General features: G+C 46.6%; 8 protein-coding genes, 4 tRNA genes and 3 rRNA genes. 11 read left to right on the plus strand and 4 right to left on the minus strand.

The window, feature by feature from the left end:
• Complete coding sequence (fadB, locus tag OCV12_RS00090) at nucleotides 1–2,172, minus strand: fatty acid oxidation complex subunit alpha FadB (protein WP_261885064.1); 2,172 nt, start codon at nucleotides 2,170–2,172, stop codon at nucleotides 1–3.
• 227 nt (nucleotides 2,173–2,399) lie between these two features.
• Between fadB and OCV12_RS00095 the strand changes: the two genes are divergently transcribed.
• The 10 genes from OCV12_RS00095 (at nucleotide 2,400) to OCV12_RS00140 (ending at nucleotide 11,105) form a co-directional block, all read left to right on the plus strand.
• Nucleotides 2,400–3,023: a YigZ family protein gene (locus tag OCV12_RS00095; protein WP_261885065.1), complete on the plus strand. Its 624-nt coding sequence runs from the start codon at nucleotides 2,400–2,402 to the stop codon at nucleotides 3,021–3,023.
• 34 nt (nucleotides 3,024–3,057) lie between these two features.
• On the plus strand, nucleotides 3,058–4,515 hold the full coding sequence (locus OCV12_RS00100; protein WP_171349890.1) for a TrkH family potassium uptake protein: 1,458 nt from the start codon (nucleotides 3,058–3,060) through the stop codon (nucleotides 4,513–4,515).
• Between the two features lie 10 nt (nucleotides 4,516–4,525).
• A complete protein-coding gene (gene hemG / locus OCV12_RS00105) occupies nucleotides 4,526–5,053 on the plus strand; it encodes a menaquinone-dependent protoporphyrinogen IX dehydrogenase (protein WP_261885066.1) in 528 nt (175 codons plus the stop codon).
• Nucleotides 5,054–5,578: 525 nt separating this feature from the next.
• Nucleotides 5,579–7,133: ribosomal RNA gene (locus OCV12_RS00110) — 16S ribosomal RNA — on the plus strand.
• An 89-nt stretch (nucleotides 7,134–7,222) separates the two neighbouring features.
• Nucleotides 7,223–7,298: transfer RNA gene (locus tag OCV12_RS00115), tRNA-Glu, on the plus strand.
• 2 nt (nucleotides 7,299–7,300) lie between these two features.
• Nucleotides 7,301–7,376 (plus strand) — tRNA-Lys (locus tag OCV12_RS00120).
• A 32-nt stretch (nucleotides 7,377–7,408) separates the two neighbouring features.
• Nucleotides 7,409–7,484, plus strand: a tRNA-Val gene (locus tag OCV12_RS00125).
• Nucleotides 7,485–7,844: 360 nt separating this feature from the next.
• Nucleotides 7,845–10,736 (plus strand): 23S ribosomal RNA (locus OCV12_RS00130).
• A 93-nt stretch (nucleotides 10,737–10,829) separates the two neighbouring features.
• Nucleotides 10,830–10,945: ribosomal RNA gene (gene rrf, locus OCV12_RS00135) — 5S ribosomal RNA — on the plus strand.
• The 16S, 23S and 5S rRNA genes sit together here with 4 tRNA genes alongside, the layout of an rRNA operon.
• Before the next feature lie 69 nt (nucleotides 10,946–11,014).
• Nucleotides 11,015–11,105: transfer RNA gene (locus OCV12_RS00140), tRNA-Ser, on the plus strand.
• A gap of 116 nt (nucleotides 11,106–11,221) precedes the next feature.
• On the opposite strand, the gene ilvY is transcribed toward OCV12_RS00140, so the two are convergent.
• Complete coding sequence (gene ilvY, locus OCV12_RS00145; RefSeq protein ID WP_086711538.1) at nucleotides 11,222–12,112, minus strand: HTH-type transcriptional activator IlvY; 891 nt, start codon at nucleotides 12,110–12,112, stop codon at nucleotides 11,222–11,224.
• Between the two features lie 146 nt (nucleotides 12,113–12,258).
• Between ilvY and ilvC the strand changes: the two genes are divergently transcribed.
• Nucleotides 12,259–13,743, plus strand: coding sequence for a ketol-acid reductoisomerase (gene ilvC, locus OCV12_RS00150; protein ID WP_261885067.1), 1,485 nt, complete (start codon nucleotides 12,259–12,261; stop codon nucleotides 13,741–13,743).
• A gap of 308 nt (nucleotides 13,744–14,051) precedes the next feature.
• On the opposite strand, the gene ubiK is transcribed toward ilvC, so the two are convergent.
• Nucleotides 14,052–14,303, minus strand: a complete 252-nt coding sequence (ubiK, locus tag OCV12_RS00155; RefSeq protein WP_032551009.1) for a ubiquinone biosynthesis accessory factor UbiK — start codon at nucleotides 14,301–14,303, stop codon at nucleotides 14,052–14,054.
• A 119-nt stretch (nucleotides 14,304–14,422) separates the two neighbouring features.
• The gene (locus tag OCV12_RS00160; RefSeq protein ID WP_176680666.1) at nucleotides 14,423–17,545 is read right to left on the minus strand and encodes a multidrug efflux RND transporter permease subunit; all 3,123 of its coding nucleotides are present in this window, start codon (nucleotides 17,543–17,545) and stop codon (nucleotides 14,423–14,425) included.
• Between the last annotated feature and the right edge of the window lie 7 nt (nucleotides 17,546–17,552).

A 17,552-nucleotide genomic window follows, 5' to 3' on the forward strand; every position in this document is an offset into this window, starting at 1 on the left:
TTACAGAGAACTGGCTTGTTGAGCGTCGTAAAAGCTTTCGCCTTTTTCTGCCATATCAAGCAATAGTTGAGGAACTTGGTACATTGCACCTAAGTCTTGGTAGCCTTTCGCCATTTCTACGAAGTTACCAATACCCACACTGTCTAAGTAGCGGAATACGCCGCCTCGGAATGGAGGGAAGCCTAAACCGTAAACCAGTGCCATATCCGCTTCTTGCGGTGTCGCGATGATGCCTTCTTCTAAACAAAGCACCACTTCGTTGATCATAGGAATCATCACACGTTGGATAATTGTTTGGTCATCAAAGTCTTGTGGCTGTTCGCATACGTCAGCCAAGATAGGAAGAATGTCTTCAGAGAAGGTCTTCTTCGGGCGACCGCGTTTGTCTACGCTGTATGTGTAGAAGCCGCTACCGTTTTTCTGACCGTATTTTTCAGCAACGTAAAGTGCATCAATCGCATCACGGCCTTCTTTACCCATACGCTCAGGGAAACCTTGCGCCATTACAGCTTGTGCATGGTGTGCAGTGTCTAGGCCTACAACGTCTAGTAAGTAAGCAGGGCCCATTGGCCAACCGAACTTGCGCTCCATGACTTTATCGATCTTAGTGAAGTCAGCGCCGTCACGTAGCAACATGCTGAAACCGCCAAAGTAAGGGAAAAGTACACGGTTAACGAAGAAGCCTGGGCAGTCGTTAACAACGATTGGGGATTTACCCATCTTCGCTGCGTAAGCGACCACACGATTGATCGTCTCTTCTGAAGTCTGCTCACCACGGATGATCTCAACCAAAGGCATGCGATGCACAGGGTTAAAGAAGTGCATGCCACAGAAGTTTTCTGGGCGCTTCAGTGATTTCGCTAACAGGTTGATTGGAATCGTAGAGGTGTTTGATGTTAGAACGGTGTCTTCACCAACCAAACCTTCCACTTCGCTCAGTACTGCTGCTTTGACTTTCGGGTTCTCTACTACCGCTTCAACAATCACATCTGACTGTTCTACACCTGCGTAATGCAGACTTGGAGTAATAGAAGACAGAATGCCTGCCATCTTGAACCCGTCTAGGCGACCGCGTGATAAGCGTTTATTCAACAGCTTAGATGCTTCGTTCATACCTAGATCAAGCGATGCTTGTGCGATGTCTTTCATCATCACTGGCACGCCTTTCAACGCTGATTGGTAAGCAATACCGCCGCCCATGATACCTGCGCCAAGTACGGCTGCACGCTCAGTTGCTTTGTTTGCTGACTTACCCGCTTGTTTCGCTAGGCCTTTGATGTACTGGTCATTCAGGAATAAGCCAACTAATGCTTTTGCTTCTTCCGATTTCGCTAGCTTAACGAAGTGCTTACGCTCAATGTCGAGTGCTGCATCGCGATCGCTACGTGCCGCTTCCTCAATCGCAATCACAGAAGTGATTGGCGCAGGGTAGTGAGGCCCCGCTTTTTGAGCGACTAGGCCTTTAGCCATGGTAAAGCTCATCATCGCTTCTAGTTTGCTTAGTGAAAGCGCTGATGTTTTTTGTTTACGGCGTAGCTGCCAATCGAGTTTTTCATTGGCTGCCAGAGAAACGGTGTTGATCGCCGATTCTAATAGCTGGTCTGTATCTACAATGGCATCTAGCAAGCCAACCTTAAGCGCTTCATCAGCACGGCATGCTTTGCCTTGGGTGATAATTTCCATTGCGCTGTCAGCACCGATAACACGAGGCAGGCGCACACAACCACCAAAGCCAGGCATGATGCCAAGTTTGGTTTCAGGTAGGCCAATGCTGGTGGTCTTGTCACCGATACGGAAATCGGTAGCCAGTACGCATTCACAGCCGCCGCCAAGGGCATGGCCACGCATCATTGAAAGAGTTGGGACAGGAAGGTCTTCGAGCTTACTGAAGATTGAATTCGCGAATCTTAACCATTCATCAAGTTCTGCTTCTGGCTTAGCGAATAGGCCAAGAAATTCAGTGATGTCTGCGCCTACAATGAACGCGTCTTTGTTTGAAGTTAAGATTAAACCACGTAATCCTGCGTGAGCATTAAGAGCGTCTAACGCTTTATCTAGTGATTCTAAAGTAGCAAGGTCGAGTTTGTTTACAGAGGCCGGAGCGCAGAAGCTAAGTTCTGCAATACCATCTTGTAATTCCTTTACCTGTAGGGTGTTAGCTTGGTAAATCATTGTCTATCTCCATGACATACAATCCACGATTGTTTGAGAGAATCTTGTTATCTTTCTATTATTGTAGAATACCTGGTAAGACCAGTTATCTTAGTCTGTACCTCTGCTTGGTGAATTTCAATACATTTTTTAAACAATTGTTTAACATTGTGCGATAGCACAGATCCTCTAACCCTTATTATTCACGCGTGATACACTTCGCCGCTCTTATTAATTAAGTTAACGATATGAATGAACAGCCCTATTTAATACCGTCTGCGTCGGCTCTGTTTGAAGAAGATATAAAAAAGAGCGTCTTTATTACTCATCTTGCTCATACTCCAAGTGTAGAAGCTGCCAAACAGTTCGTAGAGCAGGTAAAGAAAGAGCATTCTTCAGCGCGACATAATTGTTGGGGTTTTGTGGCTGGGCGACCTGAAGATTCAATGCTTTGGGGTTTTAGCGATGATGGTGAACCCTCAGGTACTGCGGGTAAGCCGATCTTGGCGCAACTGTCTGGTTCTGGTGTGGGTGAGTTAACGGCTGTGGTGACTCGTTATTCAGGTGGAATTAAGCTTGGAACGGGTGGTTTAGTTAAGGCTTATGGTGGAGGAGTGCAACAAGCTCTCAAGCTGCTTCAAACAATCGAGAAAAAAATAACCACAAAATTACGGCTAGAGTTAGACTATGGTTTTGTGCCAATTGCGCAATCCATCATGGCTCAGCATCAAGCTGTTGAGGTCCAAGCGGATTATGGTGTTCAAGTTGAGCTTATTATTGAAATAGAGCTCCTGCAGGTAGATTCGTTTACCCAAACCATGATCAATAAAAGCGGTGCTAAGGCACTGGTAACGAAAGTCAAAGATAACTAGGAAGTGTGAAGCATTTCGCTTCGTTCAATAGCTCATGCAATTTCGCTCAATTATTCGAATCGTCGGATTATTATTAGCACTTTTTAGTGTATCAATGCTCGCACCAGCGCTAGTCGCACTTATCTATCGAGATGGTGCGGGTGTGCCGTTTGTGACGACTTTTTTCGTTCTATTGTTTTGCGGAGCAACTTGCTGGTTTCCGAACCGCCGCTATAAACATGAATTGAAAGCGCGTGATGGTTTTTTGATTGTTGTTTTGTTCTGGACGGTAATCGGCAGTGCGGGTGCGTTACCGTTTTTGATCGCTGATAATCCGAGTGTTTCGGTAACCGATGCCTTCTTTGAATCCTTTTCTGCATTAACTACCACAGGGGCGACCGTTATCGTCGGCCTTGATGATCTCCCTAAGGCGATTCTGTTTTACCGTCAGTTCCTACAATGGTTTGGTGGTATGGGTATCATCGTATTGGCGGTAGCCATTCTTCCTGTTCTGGGCATCGGTGGCATGCAACTTTACCGTGCTGAAATTCCGGGCCCTGTTAAAGACAGCAAGATGACCCCACGTATTGCTGAAACGGCAAAAGCGCTGTGGTACATCTATCTCAGTCTAACGATTGCTTGTGCGGTAGCGTTTTGGCTTGCAGGTATGAGCTTTTTTGATGCCATCAGTCATAGTTTCTCTACTATTGCTATCGGTGGCTTCTCAACACACGATGCAAGTATGGGCTATTTCAACAGCCCTGCTATTAACATGATTACGGTTGTGTTCCTGCTTATATCTGCGTGTAATTACTCACTTCACTTCGCTGCATTTGCTTCAGGTGGTGTGCATCCTAAGTATTACTGGAAAGATCCTGAATTCCGCGCTTTTATCTTTATTCAAGCAGTGCTGTTCTTGGTTTGTTTCTTATTACTACTGAATCACCACTCTTATGACTCGTATTACGACGCTTTCGATCAAGCCTTGTTTCAAACCGTGTCTATATCTACAACTGCTGGTTTCACTACGACTGGTTTTTCAGAGTGGCCACTGTTCTTGCCCGTACTGCTTTTGTTCTCTTCTTTTATAGGAGGATGCGCAGGTTCAACCGGTGGTGGTATGAAAGTGATTCGAATCTTACTGCTTACTCTGCAAGGTGCTCGTGAAATGAAGCGTCTTGTTCACCCGCGCGCTGTCTATACCATCAAGGTTGGTGGTTCTGCACTACCACAACGTGTCGTGGATGCGGTTTGGGGCTTTTTCTCTGCATATGCTCTGGTTTTTGTGGTTTGTATGTTGGCTCTTATTGCAACTGGTATGGATGAGTTGAGTGCTTTCTCTGCCGTAGCCGCAACATTGAATAACCTCGGCCCGGGCCTTGGCGAAGTCGCGGTGCACTTTGGCGATGTGAATGACAAAGCAAAATGGGTACTTATCGTATCTATGCTGTTTGGCCGATTAGAAATTTTCACCTTATTAATCTTATTGACCCCTACGTTTTGGCGTAGCTAAGGACAACATTGTGGCAAAAGCTCTATTTTTGTATTCAAGCCGTGAAGGCCAGACCAAGAAAATCTTGAACTATATAAAAGAAGAAATGAATGAGTTCGAATGTGAGCTTCAAGATTTGCACACAATTGGTAATATCGACTTTGCTCAATATGACAGAGTATTGATCGGTGCATCGATTCGTTACGGCCACCTTAATAAGAAGCTATATCAGTTCATTGATGCCAACCTTAATCAGCTGCAATCAAACAAGGTTGCTTTCTTCTGCGTGAACTTAACAGCGCGTAAAGAAGACCAAGGCAAAGATACACCAGAAGGAAGTGCTTATATTAAGAAGTTTCTTATAAAGTCTCCGTGGCAGCCGACGTTAATCGGTGTATTTGCTGGTGCCCTCTATTACCCTCGTTACAACTGGTTCGATAAAACCATGATTCGCTTCATTATGAATATGACAGGTGGCGAAACGGATACAACCAAGGAAGTTGAGTACACAAACTGGGAAAAAGTCTCTTTGTTCACTGAAAAACTAAAGAATATGTAAGAGAAAAGCCTACTTTTGAGGCGTTTTGAGTTCTTTTTAATCGAACGAATAAAAAAACGAGAAAAACTTAAAAAAGGGCTTGCCAGTGTGATCGAAATCTCTATAATGCCACCTCGCTGACACGGGATGGCTTCTTAGGAAACCAAAACGAATCAGCAGGTCAAATTAGCCAAGCTAAGCGCTTGAAAAAAGTTTTGAAAATAGTGGTTGACACTAAAACTTAAATCGCTAAAATGGCCGTCCGATTTGAGCGAAGCTCAAAAAGGAAAAGCTCTTTAACAATTTAAACCTATCAATCTGTGTGGGCACTCGTTGATGAATATCAAAATGTTTTATCGTTAGATAAAACAGATTCTTCGGAATCAAAATGATTTCAATGAACTGAGTGACCAATACAAATAACCTCGGTTATTTGGCACAGTCAATTCATTACCATTCTGTTGGAATGGTAATAGCTTTAGAATTACATGTTTACTTCGGTAAATATTAGTTTTGAAGTCAGTATTCGTTGAGTCACAAAATCTTAAATTGAAGAGTTTGATCATGGCTCAGATTGAACGCTGGCGGCAGGCCTAACACATGCAAGTCGAGCGGAAACGACACTAACAATCCTTCGGGTGCGTTAATGGGCGTCGAGCGGCGGACGGGTGAGTAATGCCTAGGAAATTGCCTTGATGTGGGGGATAACCATTGGAAACGATGGCTAATACCGCATAATGCCTACGGGCCAAAGAGGGGGACCTTCGGGCCTCTCGCGTCAAGATATGCCTAGGTGGGATTAGCTAGTTGGTGAGGTAATGGCTCACCAAGGCGACGATCCCTAGCTGGTCTGAGAGGATGATCAGCCACACTGGAACTGAGACACGGTCCAGACTCCTACGGGAGGCAGCAGTGGGGAATATTGCACAATGGGCGAAAGCCTGATGCAGCCATGCCGCGTGTATGAAGAAGGCCTTCGGGTTGTAAAGTACTTTCAGTTGTGAGGAAGGGGGTAGCGTTAATAGCGCTATCTCTTGACGTTAGCAACAGAAGAAGCACCGGCTAACTCCGTGCCAGCAGCCGCGGTAATACGGAGGGTGCGAGCGTTAATCGGAATTACTGGGCGTAAAGCGCATGCAGGTGGTTCATTAAGTCAGATGTGAAAGCCCGGGGCTCAACCTCGGAACTGCATTTGAAACTGGTGAACTAGAGTACTGTAGAGGGGGGTAGAATTTCAGGTGTAGCGGTGAAATGCGTAGAGATCTGAAGGAATACCAGTGGCGAAGGCGGCCCCCTGGACAGATACTGACACTCAGATGCGAAAGCGTGGGGAGCAAACAGGATTAGATACCCTGGTAGTCCACGCCGTAAACGATGTCTACTTGGAGGTTGTGGCCTTGAGCCGTGGCTTTCGGAGCTAACGCGTTAAGTAGACCGCCTGGGGAGTACGGTCGCAAGATTAAAACTCAAATGAATTGACGGGGGCCCGCACAAGCGGTGGAGCATGTGGTTTAATTCGATGCAACGCGAAGAACCTTACCTACTCTTGACATCCAGAGAAGCCAGCGGAGACGCAGGTGTGCCTTCGGGAGCTCTGAGACAGGTGCTGCATGGCTGTCGTCAGCTCGTGTTGTGAAATGTTGGGTTAAGTCCCGCAACGAGCGCAACCCTTATCCTTGTTTGCCAGCGAGTAATGTCGGGAACTCCAGGGAGACTGCCGGTGATAAACCGGAGGAAGGTGGGGACGACGTCAAGTCATCATGGCCCTTACGAGTAGGGCTACACACGTGCTACAATGGCGCATACAGAGGGCAGCAAGCCAGCGATGGTAAGCGAATCCCAAAAAGTGCGTCGTAGTCCGGATTGGAGTCTGCAACTCGACTCCATGAAGTCGGAATCGCTAGTAATCGTAGATCAGAATGCTACGGTGAATACGTTCCCGGGCCTTGTACACACCGCCCGTCACACCATGGGAGTGGGCTGCAAAAGAAGTGGGTAGTTTAACCTTTCGGGGAGGACGCTCACCACTTTGTGGTTCATGACTGGGGTGAAGTCGTAACAAGGTAGCCCTAGGGGAACCTGGGGCTGGATCACCTCCTTATACGAAGATACTCACGATAAGTGTCCACACAGATTGATTAGGTTTAGAAAGTAAAAGAGACGAAGAACTCCCAAGTTCTTCAATCCAGTGTCCCGTTCGTCTAGAGGCCTAGGACACCGCCCTTTCACGGCGGTAACAGGGGTTCGACTCCCCTACGGGATACCATTGGGTCGTTAGCTCAGTTGGTAGAGCAGTTGACTTTTAATCAATTGGTCGCAGGTTCGAATCCTGCACGACCCACCATTCTTTCTCCGCGAAGGAATTAAAACTATCGTGGGCGATTAGCTCAGTTGGGAGAGCACCTGCCTTACAAGCAGGGGGTCACTGGTTCGAGCCCGGTATCGCCCACCATTCTCTAAATATTCTTGGAAGTTAAAACTCCAAACCACTTCTTATGTCGCTGGTTGGATTTTTCGACTGTGAGAGTCTTTAGAAAATGTGAATTTTAGAACACTGTTCTTAAAGTCTCATGCTCTTTAACAATTTGGAAAGCTGACTGATTGATTACTTACGAGTAATTCAATCAAATTTAAAAGTTCTCAATGTTTATCTTTTGATAAACACAACAAACACATTCAAGTGTCTTGTATTCGATTCAAATTCGTTTGAATCACATTGAGTCCGGCAAACAGTCATTGAGAATTAACCCTTCTTAATGACAACCAAAAACCTTGGTTAGTTGCCATACACTAAGACCCTTTCGGGTTGTATGGTTAAGTGACTAAGCGTACACGGTGGATGCCTTGGCAGTCAGAGGCGATGAAAGGCGTAATAACTTGCGATAAGCCCAGATTAGGTAGTAATAACCTTTAAGTCTGGGATTCCTGAATGGGGAAACCCACTTACATAAGTAAGTATCCTGTTGTGAATACATAGCAACAGGAGGCAAACCGGGGGAACTGAAACATCTAAGTACCCCGAGGAAGAGAAATCAACCGAGATTCCGAAAGTAGCGGCGAGCGAAATTGGATTAGCCCTTAAGCTTTTAATGAGACAGATGAAGGCTCTGGAAAGTGCCGCAATAGAGGGTGATAGCCCCGTAATCGACATCTCATCATCAGTGAAAACGAGTAGGGCGGGACACGTGATATCCTGTCTGAATATGGGGGGACCATCCTCCAAGGCTAAATACTACTGACTGACCGATAGTGAACCAGTACCGTGAGGGAAAGGCGAAAAGAACCCCTGTGAGGGGAGTGAAATAGAACCTGAAACCGTGTACGTACAAGCAGTAGGAGCACCTTCGTGGTGTGACTGCGTACCTTTTGTATAATGGGTCAGCGACTTAATTTTAGTAGCAAGGTTAACCGTTTAGGGGAGCCGTAGGGAAACCGAGTCTTAACTGGGCGTACAGTTGCTAGGATTAGACCCGAAACCAGGTGATCTAGCCATGGGCAGGTTGAAGGTTGAGTAACATCAACTGGAGGACCGAACCGACTAATGTTGAAAAATTAGCGGATGACTTGTGGCTAGGGGTGAAAGGCCAATCAAACCTGGAGATAGCTGGTTCTCCCCGAAAGCTATTTAGGTAGCGCCTCGGACGAATACTACTGGGGGTAGAGCACTGTTAAGGCTAGGGGGTCATCCCGACTTACCAACCCTTTGCAAACTCCGAATACCAGTAAGTACTATCCGGGAGACACACGGCGGGTGCTAACGTCCGTCGTGGAGAGGGAAACAACCCAGACCGCCAGCTAAGGTCCCAAAGTATAGCTAAGTGGGAAACGATGTGGGAAGGCTCAGACAGCCAGGATGTTGGCTTAGAAGCAGCCATCATTTAAAGAAAGCGTAATAGCTCACTGGTCGAGTCGGCCTGCGCGGAAGATGTAACGGGGCTAAGCTATACACCGAAGCTGCGGCTACGTACCTTAGGGTATGTGGGGTAGGGGAGCGTTCTGTAAGCCGTTGAAGGTGGTCTGTAAGGGCTGCTGGAGGTATCAGAAGTGCGAATGCTGACATGAGTAACGATAAAGGGAGTGAAAAACTCCCTCGCCGGAAGACCAAGGGTTCCTGTCCAACGTTAATCGGGGCAGGGTAAGTCGACTCCTAAGGCGAGGCCGAAAGGCGTAGTCGATGGGAAACGGGTTAATATTCCCGTACTTCTTACAATTGCGATGGGGGGACGGAGAAGGCTAGGTGGGCCTGGCGACGGTTGTCCAGGTTCAAGTACGTAGGCGGAAAGTTTAGGTAAATCCGGACTTTCTTAACGCTGAGATACGATGTCGAGCTACTACGGTAGTGAAGTCATTGATGCCATGCTTCCAGGAAAAGCCTCTAAGCTTCAGATTGTAAGGAATCGTACCCCAAACCGACACAGGTGGTCGGGTAGAGAATACCAAGGCGCTTGAGAGAACTCGGGTGAAGGAACTAGGCAAAATGGTACCGTAACTTCGGGAGAAGGTACGCTCTTATCAGTGAAGTCCCTTGCGGATGGAGCAGACGAGAGTCGCAGATACCAGGTGGCTGCAACTGTTTATTAAAAACACAGCACTGTGCAAAATCGTAAGATGACGTATACGGTGTGACGCCTGCCCGGTGCCGGAAGGTTAATTGATGGGGTTAGACTTCGGTCGAAGCTCTTGATCGAAGCCCCGGTAAACGGCGGCCGTAACTATAACGGTCCTAAGGTAGCGAAATTCCTTGTCGGGTAAGTTCCGACCTGCACGAATGGCGTAATGATGGCCACGCTGTCTCCACCCGAGACTCAGTGAAATTGAAATCGCTGTGAAGATGCAGTGTACCCGCGGCTAGACGGAAAGACCCCGTGAACCTTTACTACAGCTTGGCACTGAACATTGAACCTACATGTGTAGGATAGGTGGGAGACTTTGAAACCGCGTCGCTAGATGTGGTGGAGTCGTCCTTGAAATACCACCCTTGTAGTTTTGATGTTCTAACGTTGGTCCCTGAATCGGGATTACGGACAGTGCCTGGTGGGTAGTTTGACTGGGGCGGTCTCCTCCCAAAGAGTAACGGAGGAGCACGAAGGTGGGCTAAACACGGTTGGACATCGTGTGGTTAGTGCAATGGCATAAGCCCGCTTGACTGCGAGAATGACAATTCGAGCAGGTGCGAAAGCAGGTCATAGTGATCCGGTGGTTCTGAATGGAAGGGCCATCGCTCAACGGATAAAAGGTACTCCGGGGATAACAGGCTGATACCGCCCAAGAGTTCATATCGACGGCGGTGTTTGGCACCTCGATGTCGGCTCATCACATCCTGGGGCTGAAGTCGGTCCCAAGGGTATGGCTGTTCGCCATTTAAAGTGGTACGCGAGCTGGGTTTAGAACGTCGTGAGACAGTTCGGTCCCTATCTGCCGTGGGCGTTGGAAAATTGAAGGGGGCTGCTCCTAGTACGAGAGGACCGGAGTGGACGAACCTCTGGTGTTCGGGTTGTCATGCCAATGGCATTGCCCGGTAGCTAAGTTCGGAATCGATAACCGCTGAAAGCATCTAAGCGGGAAGCGAGCCCTGAGATGAGTTTTCCCTGACGCTATAAGCGTCCTTAAGGGTTGTTCAAGACTAGAACGTTGATAGGCAGGGTGTGTAAGTGCTGCGAGGCATTGAGCTAACCTGTACTAATTGCCCGTGAGGCTTAACCATACAACACCCAAGGGGTTTTGTGGACTCAAAGACAGACCTTGAATGAGTTTGAAGAGTTACTTTTAAATACAGTTTTCCGAATTTTAAAATTTGCTTGGCGACCATAGCATTGTGGACCCACCTGATTCCATGCCGAACTCAGAAGTGAAACACAATAGCGCCGATGGTAGTGTGGGGCTTCCCCATGTGAGAGTAGGACATCGCCAGGCTTTAATTTCGTTATTTGCTATGCAAATAACAACCTCAACAGTGTACTAATCTGTTGATGACAATTTGTTGGAGGGATGGCTGAGTGGTCGAAAGCACCGGTCTTGAAAACCGGCAACCGTTAATAGCGGTTCTAGGGTTCAAATCCCTATCCCTCCACCACCATTAGAAAGCCCGCTGAGAAATCAGCGGGCTTTTTTCTTATCTGCGATATACAAAAATGAAAAAGGGAAGAGCACTGACGTGCTCTTCCCTTTTTGTATTGAAACCAACGACTATTAGTCCGTTAAATACTTCCCTTCTGCAACTTGCCAGAACGCTCGAATTAGAGGGTTATCTAACTGTGCTCGCTTGCAGCAAACACCCAATTCAAACGGTTTGATGGGTTCTATCTTTAAACGGTCTACTTTATCTCTTACAGGGCTGTTGTTAATCACTACGTCAGGAGCAATACCCACCCCACAACCTAGCGCTACCATACTTACGATCGCCTCATGACCAGAAACTTGCGCGTATATGTTGGGCTTTATCTTCATCTTTTTGAACCACGCATTGGCACGTTCACGCGCTGTACCCGCTTCAGGGATGATAAAGGGGACTTCATTCCAGTTTGGCTTGTCAGACTGAAGTTGCTGACTAAAGCTACTGACACCTGATGGAATTATGACGGATAGTGGTATATCGCTAATTGTTTCGAATTCTAATCTTGAAGGCAGGATGTCCGGCTTCGCTGAGATCGCGATGTCCGCTTCATCGTTCAAGATCTTGTCGATAGATTGAGCTGGATCGCCGGTAGAGAGCTTGAATTCGATATACGGATGAATGGCTCTGAATTCAGTAATCAGTTCTGGTAAGTGGCTGTAGCTAGCAGTCACGGAGCAAAATATACGTATTTCACCTTTCAACTCCTGCTCTCCACCTTTCAAGTGAAGGTTATACTGTTGCCATTCACCAACAATGCTCAATGCCACTGGTAATAGGTGCTTCCCTGCTGGTGTGAGGTCAACACTACGGTTGTCCCTGATAAGCAGTTCTTGCCCTGTTTCCTCTTCCAGTTTTTGTACCTGACGGCTCAGCGCTGAAGGGCTGACGTGCATAGCAGCAGCGGTTTTGCTGAAACTCTTGCTATCACATAAATGTATAAATAATTGTAGAGATTTTATGTTCATGTTTTGCGATCGTTTCCATGTTGCATTTATTGCAATAACTAATTGTGAATATATCACTTTCAGCAACGGAGTGTCTGTTTTAGTATGAAGTCATTCGATAGAGAGATATCGACCTTACGGACTTATTTTTAAAGGAGTGCCCTAGAATGGCTAACTATTTCAATACATTAAACCTTCGTGAACAACTAGACCAACTAGGTCGTTGCCGCTTTATGGATCGTGAAGAATTTGCGACAGAAGCTGAATATCTTGAAGGTAAGAAAATCGTAATTGTTGGTTGTGGTGCTCAAGGCCTAAACCAAGGTCTAAACATGCGTGATTCTGGTCTAGACGTATCTTACGCTCTACGCCAAGCAGCAATTGACGAGAAGCGTCAATCATTCAAAAACGCTGACGAGAACGGCTTTGTTGTTGGTAGCTACGAAACGCTAATCCCTCAAGCAGACCTAGTAATCAACCTGACTCCAGACAAGCAACACACAAACGTTGTTGAAACTGTAATGCCTCTAATGAAAGAGGGCGCTGCACTTGGTTACTCTCACGGCTTTAACGTTGTTGAAGAAGGTATGCAGTTACGTTCTGACCTTACGGTAGTAATGGTTGCACCTAAGTGTCCTGGTTCTGAAGTACGCGAAGAGTACAAGCGTGGCTTCGGTGTACCAACACTGATCGCTGTTCACCCAGAAAATGACCCTAAAGGTGAAGGTTGGGATATTGCTAAAGCTTGGGCTGCTGGTACCGGTGGTCACCGCGCAGGTTGCCTAGAGTCTTCTTTCGTAGCAGAAGTTAAATCTGACCTTATGGGTGAGCAAACTATCCTTTGTGGCATGCTACAAGCTGGTTCTATCGTATCTTACGAGAAGATGATTGCTGACGGCATTGAACCAGGTTATGCAGGCAAGCTTATACAATACGGTTGGGAAACAATCACTGAAGCACTTAAGTTCGGTGGCGTAACTCACATGATGGACCGTCTATCTAACCCAGCTAAAGTTAAAGCGTTTGAGCTTTCTGAAGAGCTTAAAGACCTAATGCGTCCGCTTTACAACAAGCACATGGATGACATCATCTCTGGTCACTTCTCTAGCACTATGATGGCTGACTGGGCGAACGATGATGTGAACCTACTAGGCTGGCGTGAAGAAACAGGCGAAACGGCATTCGAAAACTACCCAGCTTCTGACGTAGAAATCTCAGAGCAAGAGTACTTCGATAACGGTATTCTTATGGTTGCTATGGTTCGTGCCGGTGTTGAGCTAGCATTCGAAGCTATGACTGCATCAGGTATCATCGATGAGTCTGCTTACTACGAATCTCTACATGAGCTTCCACTAATCGCAAACACAGTTGCTCGTAAGCGTCTTTACGAAATGAACGTAGTAATCTCTGATACAGCTGAGTACGGTAACTACCTATTCGCTAACGTAGCAACACCGCTACTACGTGAGAAGTTCATGCCTTCAGTTGCAACGGACGTAATCGGTCGTGGTCTAGGTGAAACATCTAACCAAGTAGATAACGCTAAGCTAATCGAAGTTAATGAAGCTATCCGTAACCATCCTGTAGAGTACATTGGTGAAGAGCTACGTAGCTACATGAGCGACATGAAACGTATCGCTGTAGGCGGTTAATTCGTCGCTTAGATACTGCGAATTTGTAGAAAAAGCAAAGCAGTATCAATAACTCCTTACAGGTTGGAGTTATGAGTAAGCAACACAACATCTAATGAAAAGGCTTGGTCGCCGTTGACCAAGCCTTTTTTGTTTTTCAGGGGTGGGAATTGAGAGAACTTCGCGTACCTGAGTATGATGGATTTAAAGCTGAGTCATTTCCGAAAACAGCGAAGAAGCGTGGTCGGGAATCTCTCTATATTATTCTCGCTCGCATAAAAAAGGGCTGACGTTTTCACGTCAACCCTTCTATGTTTTTCGCTGATAGTTTACTTGTCAGCAAGCTTAGCTTCTAGATCTGCTAGCTTCTGTTCCATTTCAGTTAGCTTCTGGCGTGTACGTAGCAGTACTTGAGTTTGAACATCAAACTCTTCACGGCTTACAACGTCTAGCTTATTCAGTTGGCCTTGGATAACTTGGCGAACCTTTTGGTCTACGTCTGAACCCAGTTCTTTCACTGGCTGAGGCATAGAGTCGTGGATCTGCTTAGCAATTTGCTCTAGTTTTTTTGGATCAAACATATCGATTAAAACTCCTGACTATTTATCACTATTCTATTTAATCACACCTGAGATGTCGCCTATCGCGTATAAAAAAAGGCCACCGAAGTAGCCTTTTTGATTGTTTTACGACTTAGCGATTACTTGTTGTCTGCTAATTCTCTGTGCGCTGCTTTTGCTTCATCGACGCGAGCTAGTTTTTCTAGGTCTTTGTCTTCAACAAATACAGGTAGAGGTTTGTGTTTCTCAGCCAAGTAGCTGTAAATCACCGGCAGTACGAACAGCGTAAAGATAGTACCAATCGCTAGACCAGCAACGATAACAATACCGATACTGAAACGTTGAGCAGCACCCGCGCCTGTTGCGTACATTAGCGGGATTAGACCTGCAATCATCGCCGCAGTTGTCATTAGGATTGGACGAAGACGAACCTTCGCAGCCTCCATTACTGCTTCAATACGGGTCTTGTGGTGATGCAGTTGTTCTTCTTTTGCTACCTCACAGATCAAGATGCCGTGCTTGGTAATCAGGCCGACCAGCGTGATCAAACCTACTTGCGAGTAGATGTTCATCGTTGCTGCACCCCAAGCCAGAGCGATTAGGGCACCACAGATAGCCAGTGGTACAGATACCATGATAACCAATGGATCTTTCAGAGATTCGAACTGAATCGCTAGTACCAAGAAGATGATTGCCAGTGCTAGACCAAAGGTCGCGTAAAGTGCGCTACCTTCCGTTACGTATTGGCGAGCTTCACCCATGTAATCGTGGTTGTAGCCACTTGGTAGTTTGTTCGCTGCTGTCTCTTCAAACCATGCAATTGCATCACCCATTGCAGCGCCTGGAGCAGGTACTGCACCTATTGTTGCTGAGTTCAATTGGTTGAAGTGAGGAAGAGAGCGAGGCTCTGCCACAACATCAATCGTAATCAAACTGCCTAGTGGTACAGCTTTACCATCCGCAGCACGTACGTAGTAGTTATTCATCGACTCTGGGTTTAAACGGAACTTACGTTCAACTTGAGGGATAACCTCGTAAGAACGACCGTTTAAGTCGATACGGTTTACATAGCCATCAGACATCATAGTACCTAGCGTGATACCGATATCTTGCATGGTCACACCGTATGCGCCTGCTTTGTCTTTGTCGATGTGTACTTTCATCGTTGCTGAGTCGTAGTTCAGATCGAGATCCGAGTAAACGAACAGTGGGTTGGTTGCGACATCAGTCAAGATGTCAGTCGTGATCTGGAACAAGCTCTCAAAACTGTTTGGCGTTGTAATAACAAACTGAATTGGAAGACCTGAACCTGCACCTGGTAGTTCTGGCATTTGGAACGCCGTTACCGCCATGCCTGGTACATCTTTTACTAGCTCACCAACGCGGTTTGCTACTTCTGACTGGCTTGTTTCACGTTCGCTCCAAGGCACCATCGATGCAATACCGAATGCTTGGTTTGCGTTAGGCACACCAGTAAATACCTGTGCGTACGCCACTTCTGGCTGATCAGACAGAATCGCGTTTACGTCATTCATGGTATTTTGCATGTAGTCTAAGTTCGCGTTTGATGGCGCTGTACCCATAAGCATGATTACACCTTTATCTTCTGAAGGTGCTAACTCACTCGGGATAAACTTAAACAGCATTGGTAGACTTGCAAATACGATAACCGCAAAGCCAATGAATACTGGGCGATGATTCATTACCGCACCAAGCATACGCTCGTAACGGTTCGTCATGCCATCCAGTACGCTATGTACTTTTTGCTCAAATTTGCTTGGCTCAGCGTGAGCTTTTAGCATTTTTGAACACATCATTGGCGACAAGGTTAATGCCACAATACCTGATACAAATACTGAACCTGCTAGGGTTAACGCAAACTCTTTAAATAGTGAGCCTGTGATACCACCCATCATTGCGATCGGAGCATATACCGCACCTAGCGTTAGTGTCATTGCGATAACTGGAACCGCGATTTCACGAGTACCGATGATCGCTGCTCTGAAAGGGGATTCCCCGAGTTTGATATGTCGGTCGACGTTTTCGAGTACAACGATCGCATCATCTACCACCAGACCGATGGCGAGTACCATTGCCAGTAGCGTCATCAGGTTCCACGAGAAGCCCATCGCCTGCATTACCATTGCTACACCAATTAGCGATAGCGGGATAGTAACGATAGGGATAAGAACCGCACGGAACGAACCAAGGAACAAGGTAATAACGATCAGTACGATTAATGCCGCCTCAAGGATGGTCTTGATAACCTCTTGAATAGATTCGTTAATCGCAATGGTCGAGTCATACATCACGTTCATAGAGATGTTGCTTGGAAGGTTCTTCTCTAGCTGAGGAAGAAGCTCAAGTACATCAGCGGCAATGTTGATCGGGTTTGCACTTGGTGCCGCGTTAATCGCAGCAACAACCGCCTCCTGACCATTGGCACTTGCACGGTAAACATCGTGGCTCTTCTCTAGAGAAACCTTAGCGATGTCAGATAGGCGAATAATTTCACCTTCACCACTTCTAACGACTAGGTTCTCTAGCTCTTCTGTGTTTGATACTTGCGTATCAGCACTGCCGTTATAAAGAACAAATTCACCAGTAGCTTGACCAGTCGCAGATTGGTAGTTGTTCGCATCCAATACCGCCATTACGTCAGTTGCCGTTAGGTTTACTGCCGCCATTTTGGATGGATCTAGCCACACGCGTAGTGCGTATTTCATACCACCGTATAGGTCAACTTTTGATACACCGTTTACCGTAAATAGCTGCGGGTTGATTACACGCTCTAGATAATCGGTAATTTGGCTCGACACCAACTCATCACTGGTAAAACCAATGTAGAGTACCGCCGTCGTTGAACCGGTAGACATAGTTACGGTTGGATCTTCGGCTTCTTTTGGAAGCTGAGAACGAACCGAGTTTGTCTTGGCCAGAATGTCCGACAGTGCGGCATTCGGGTCGGTGTTCAACTTCATGTTTACGGTAATCGTAGAACTGCCAAGTACAGAAGAAGAAGTCATATAGTCGATGTTATCCGCTTGGGCCACAGCCTGTTCGAGGGGCTGGGTGATAAAGCCTTGGATAAGATCGGCACTTGCACCGTAGTAACTCGTTGTTACGGTTACTACGGTATTCGTCATTTCAGGGTATTCACGCACCTGCATTTTGAAGATTGCTTGTAAGCCAAGCAGCGCAATCAAAAAGCTGATGGATACCGCTAGAACTGGACGTTTAATAAAAACATCAGTAAAGCGCATTGTGCCT

The organism is Vibrio pomeroyi (assembly GCF_024347595.1).
In the GTDB taxonomy this organism is placed as follows: Bacteria; Pseudomonadota; Gammaproteobacteria; order Enterobacterales; family Vibrionaceae; genus Vibrio; species Vibrio pomeroyi.

Coding starts and splice junctions, on each gene's coding strand:
- OCV12_RS00095 (WP_261885065.1), top strand. CDS start 2,400: ATGAATGAACAGCCCTATTTAATACCGTCTGCGTCGGCTCTGTTTGAA.
- ilvC (WP_261885067.1), top strand. CDS start 12,259: ATGGCTAACTATTTCAATACATTAAACCTTCGTGAACAACTAGACCAA.
- ilvY (WP_086711538.1), bottom strand. CDS start 12,112: ATGAACATAAAATCTCTACAATTATTTATACATTTATGTGATAGCAAG.
- ubiK (WP_032551009.1), bottom strand. CDS start 14,303: ATGTTTGATCCAAAAAAACTAGAGCAAATTGCTAAGCAGATCCACGAC.
- fadB (WP_261885064.1), bottom strand. CDS start 2,172: ATGATTTACCAAGCTAACACCCTACAGGTAAAGGAATTACAAGATGGT.
- OCV12_RS00100 (WP_171349890.1), top strand. CDS start 3,058: ATGCAATTTCGCTCAATTATTCGAATCGTCGGATTATTATTAGCACTT.
- OCV12_RS00160 (WP_176680666.1), bottom strand. CDS start 17,545: ATGCGCTTTACTGATGTTTTTATTAAACGTCCAGTTCTAGCGGTATCC.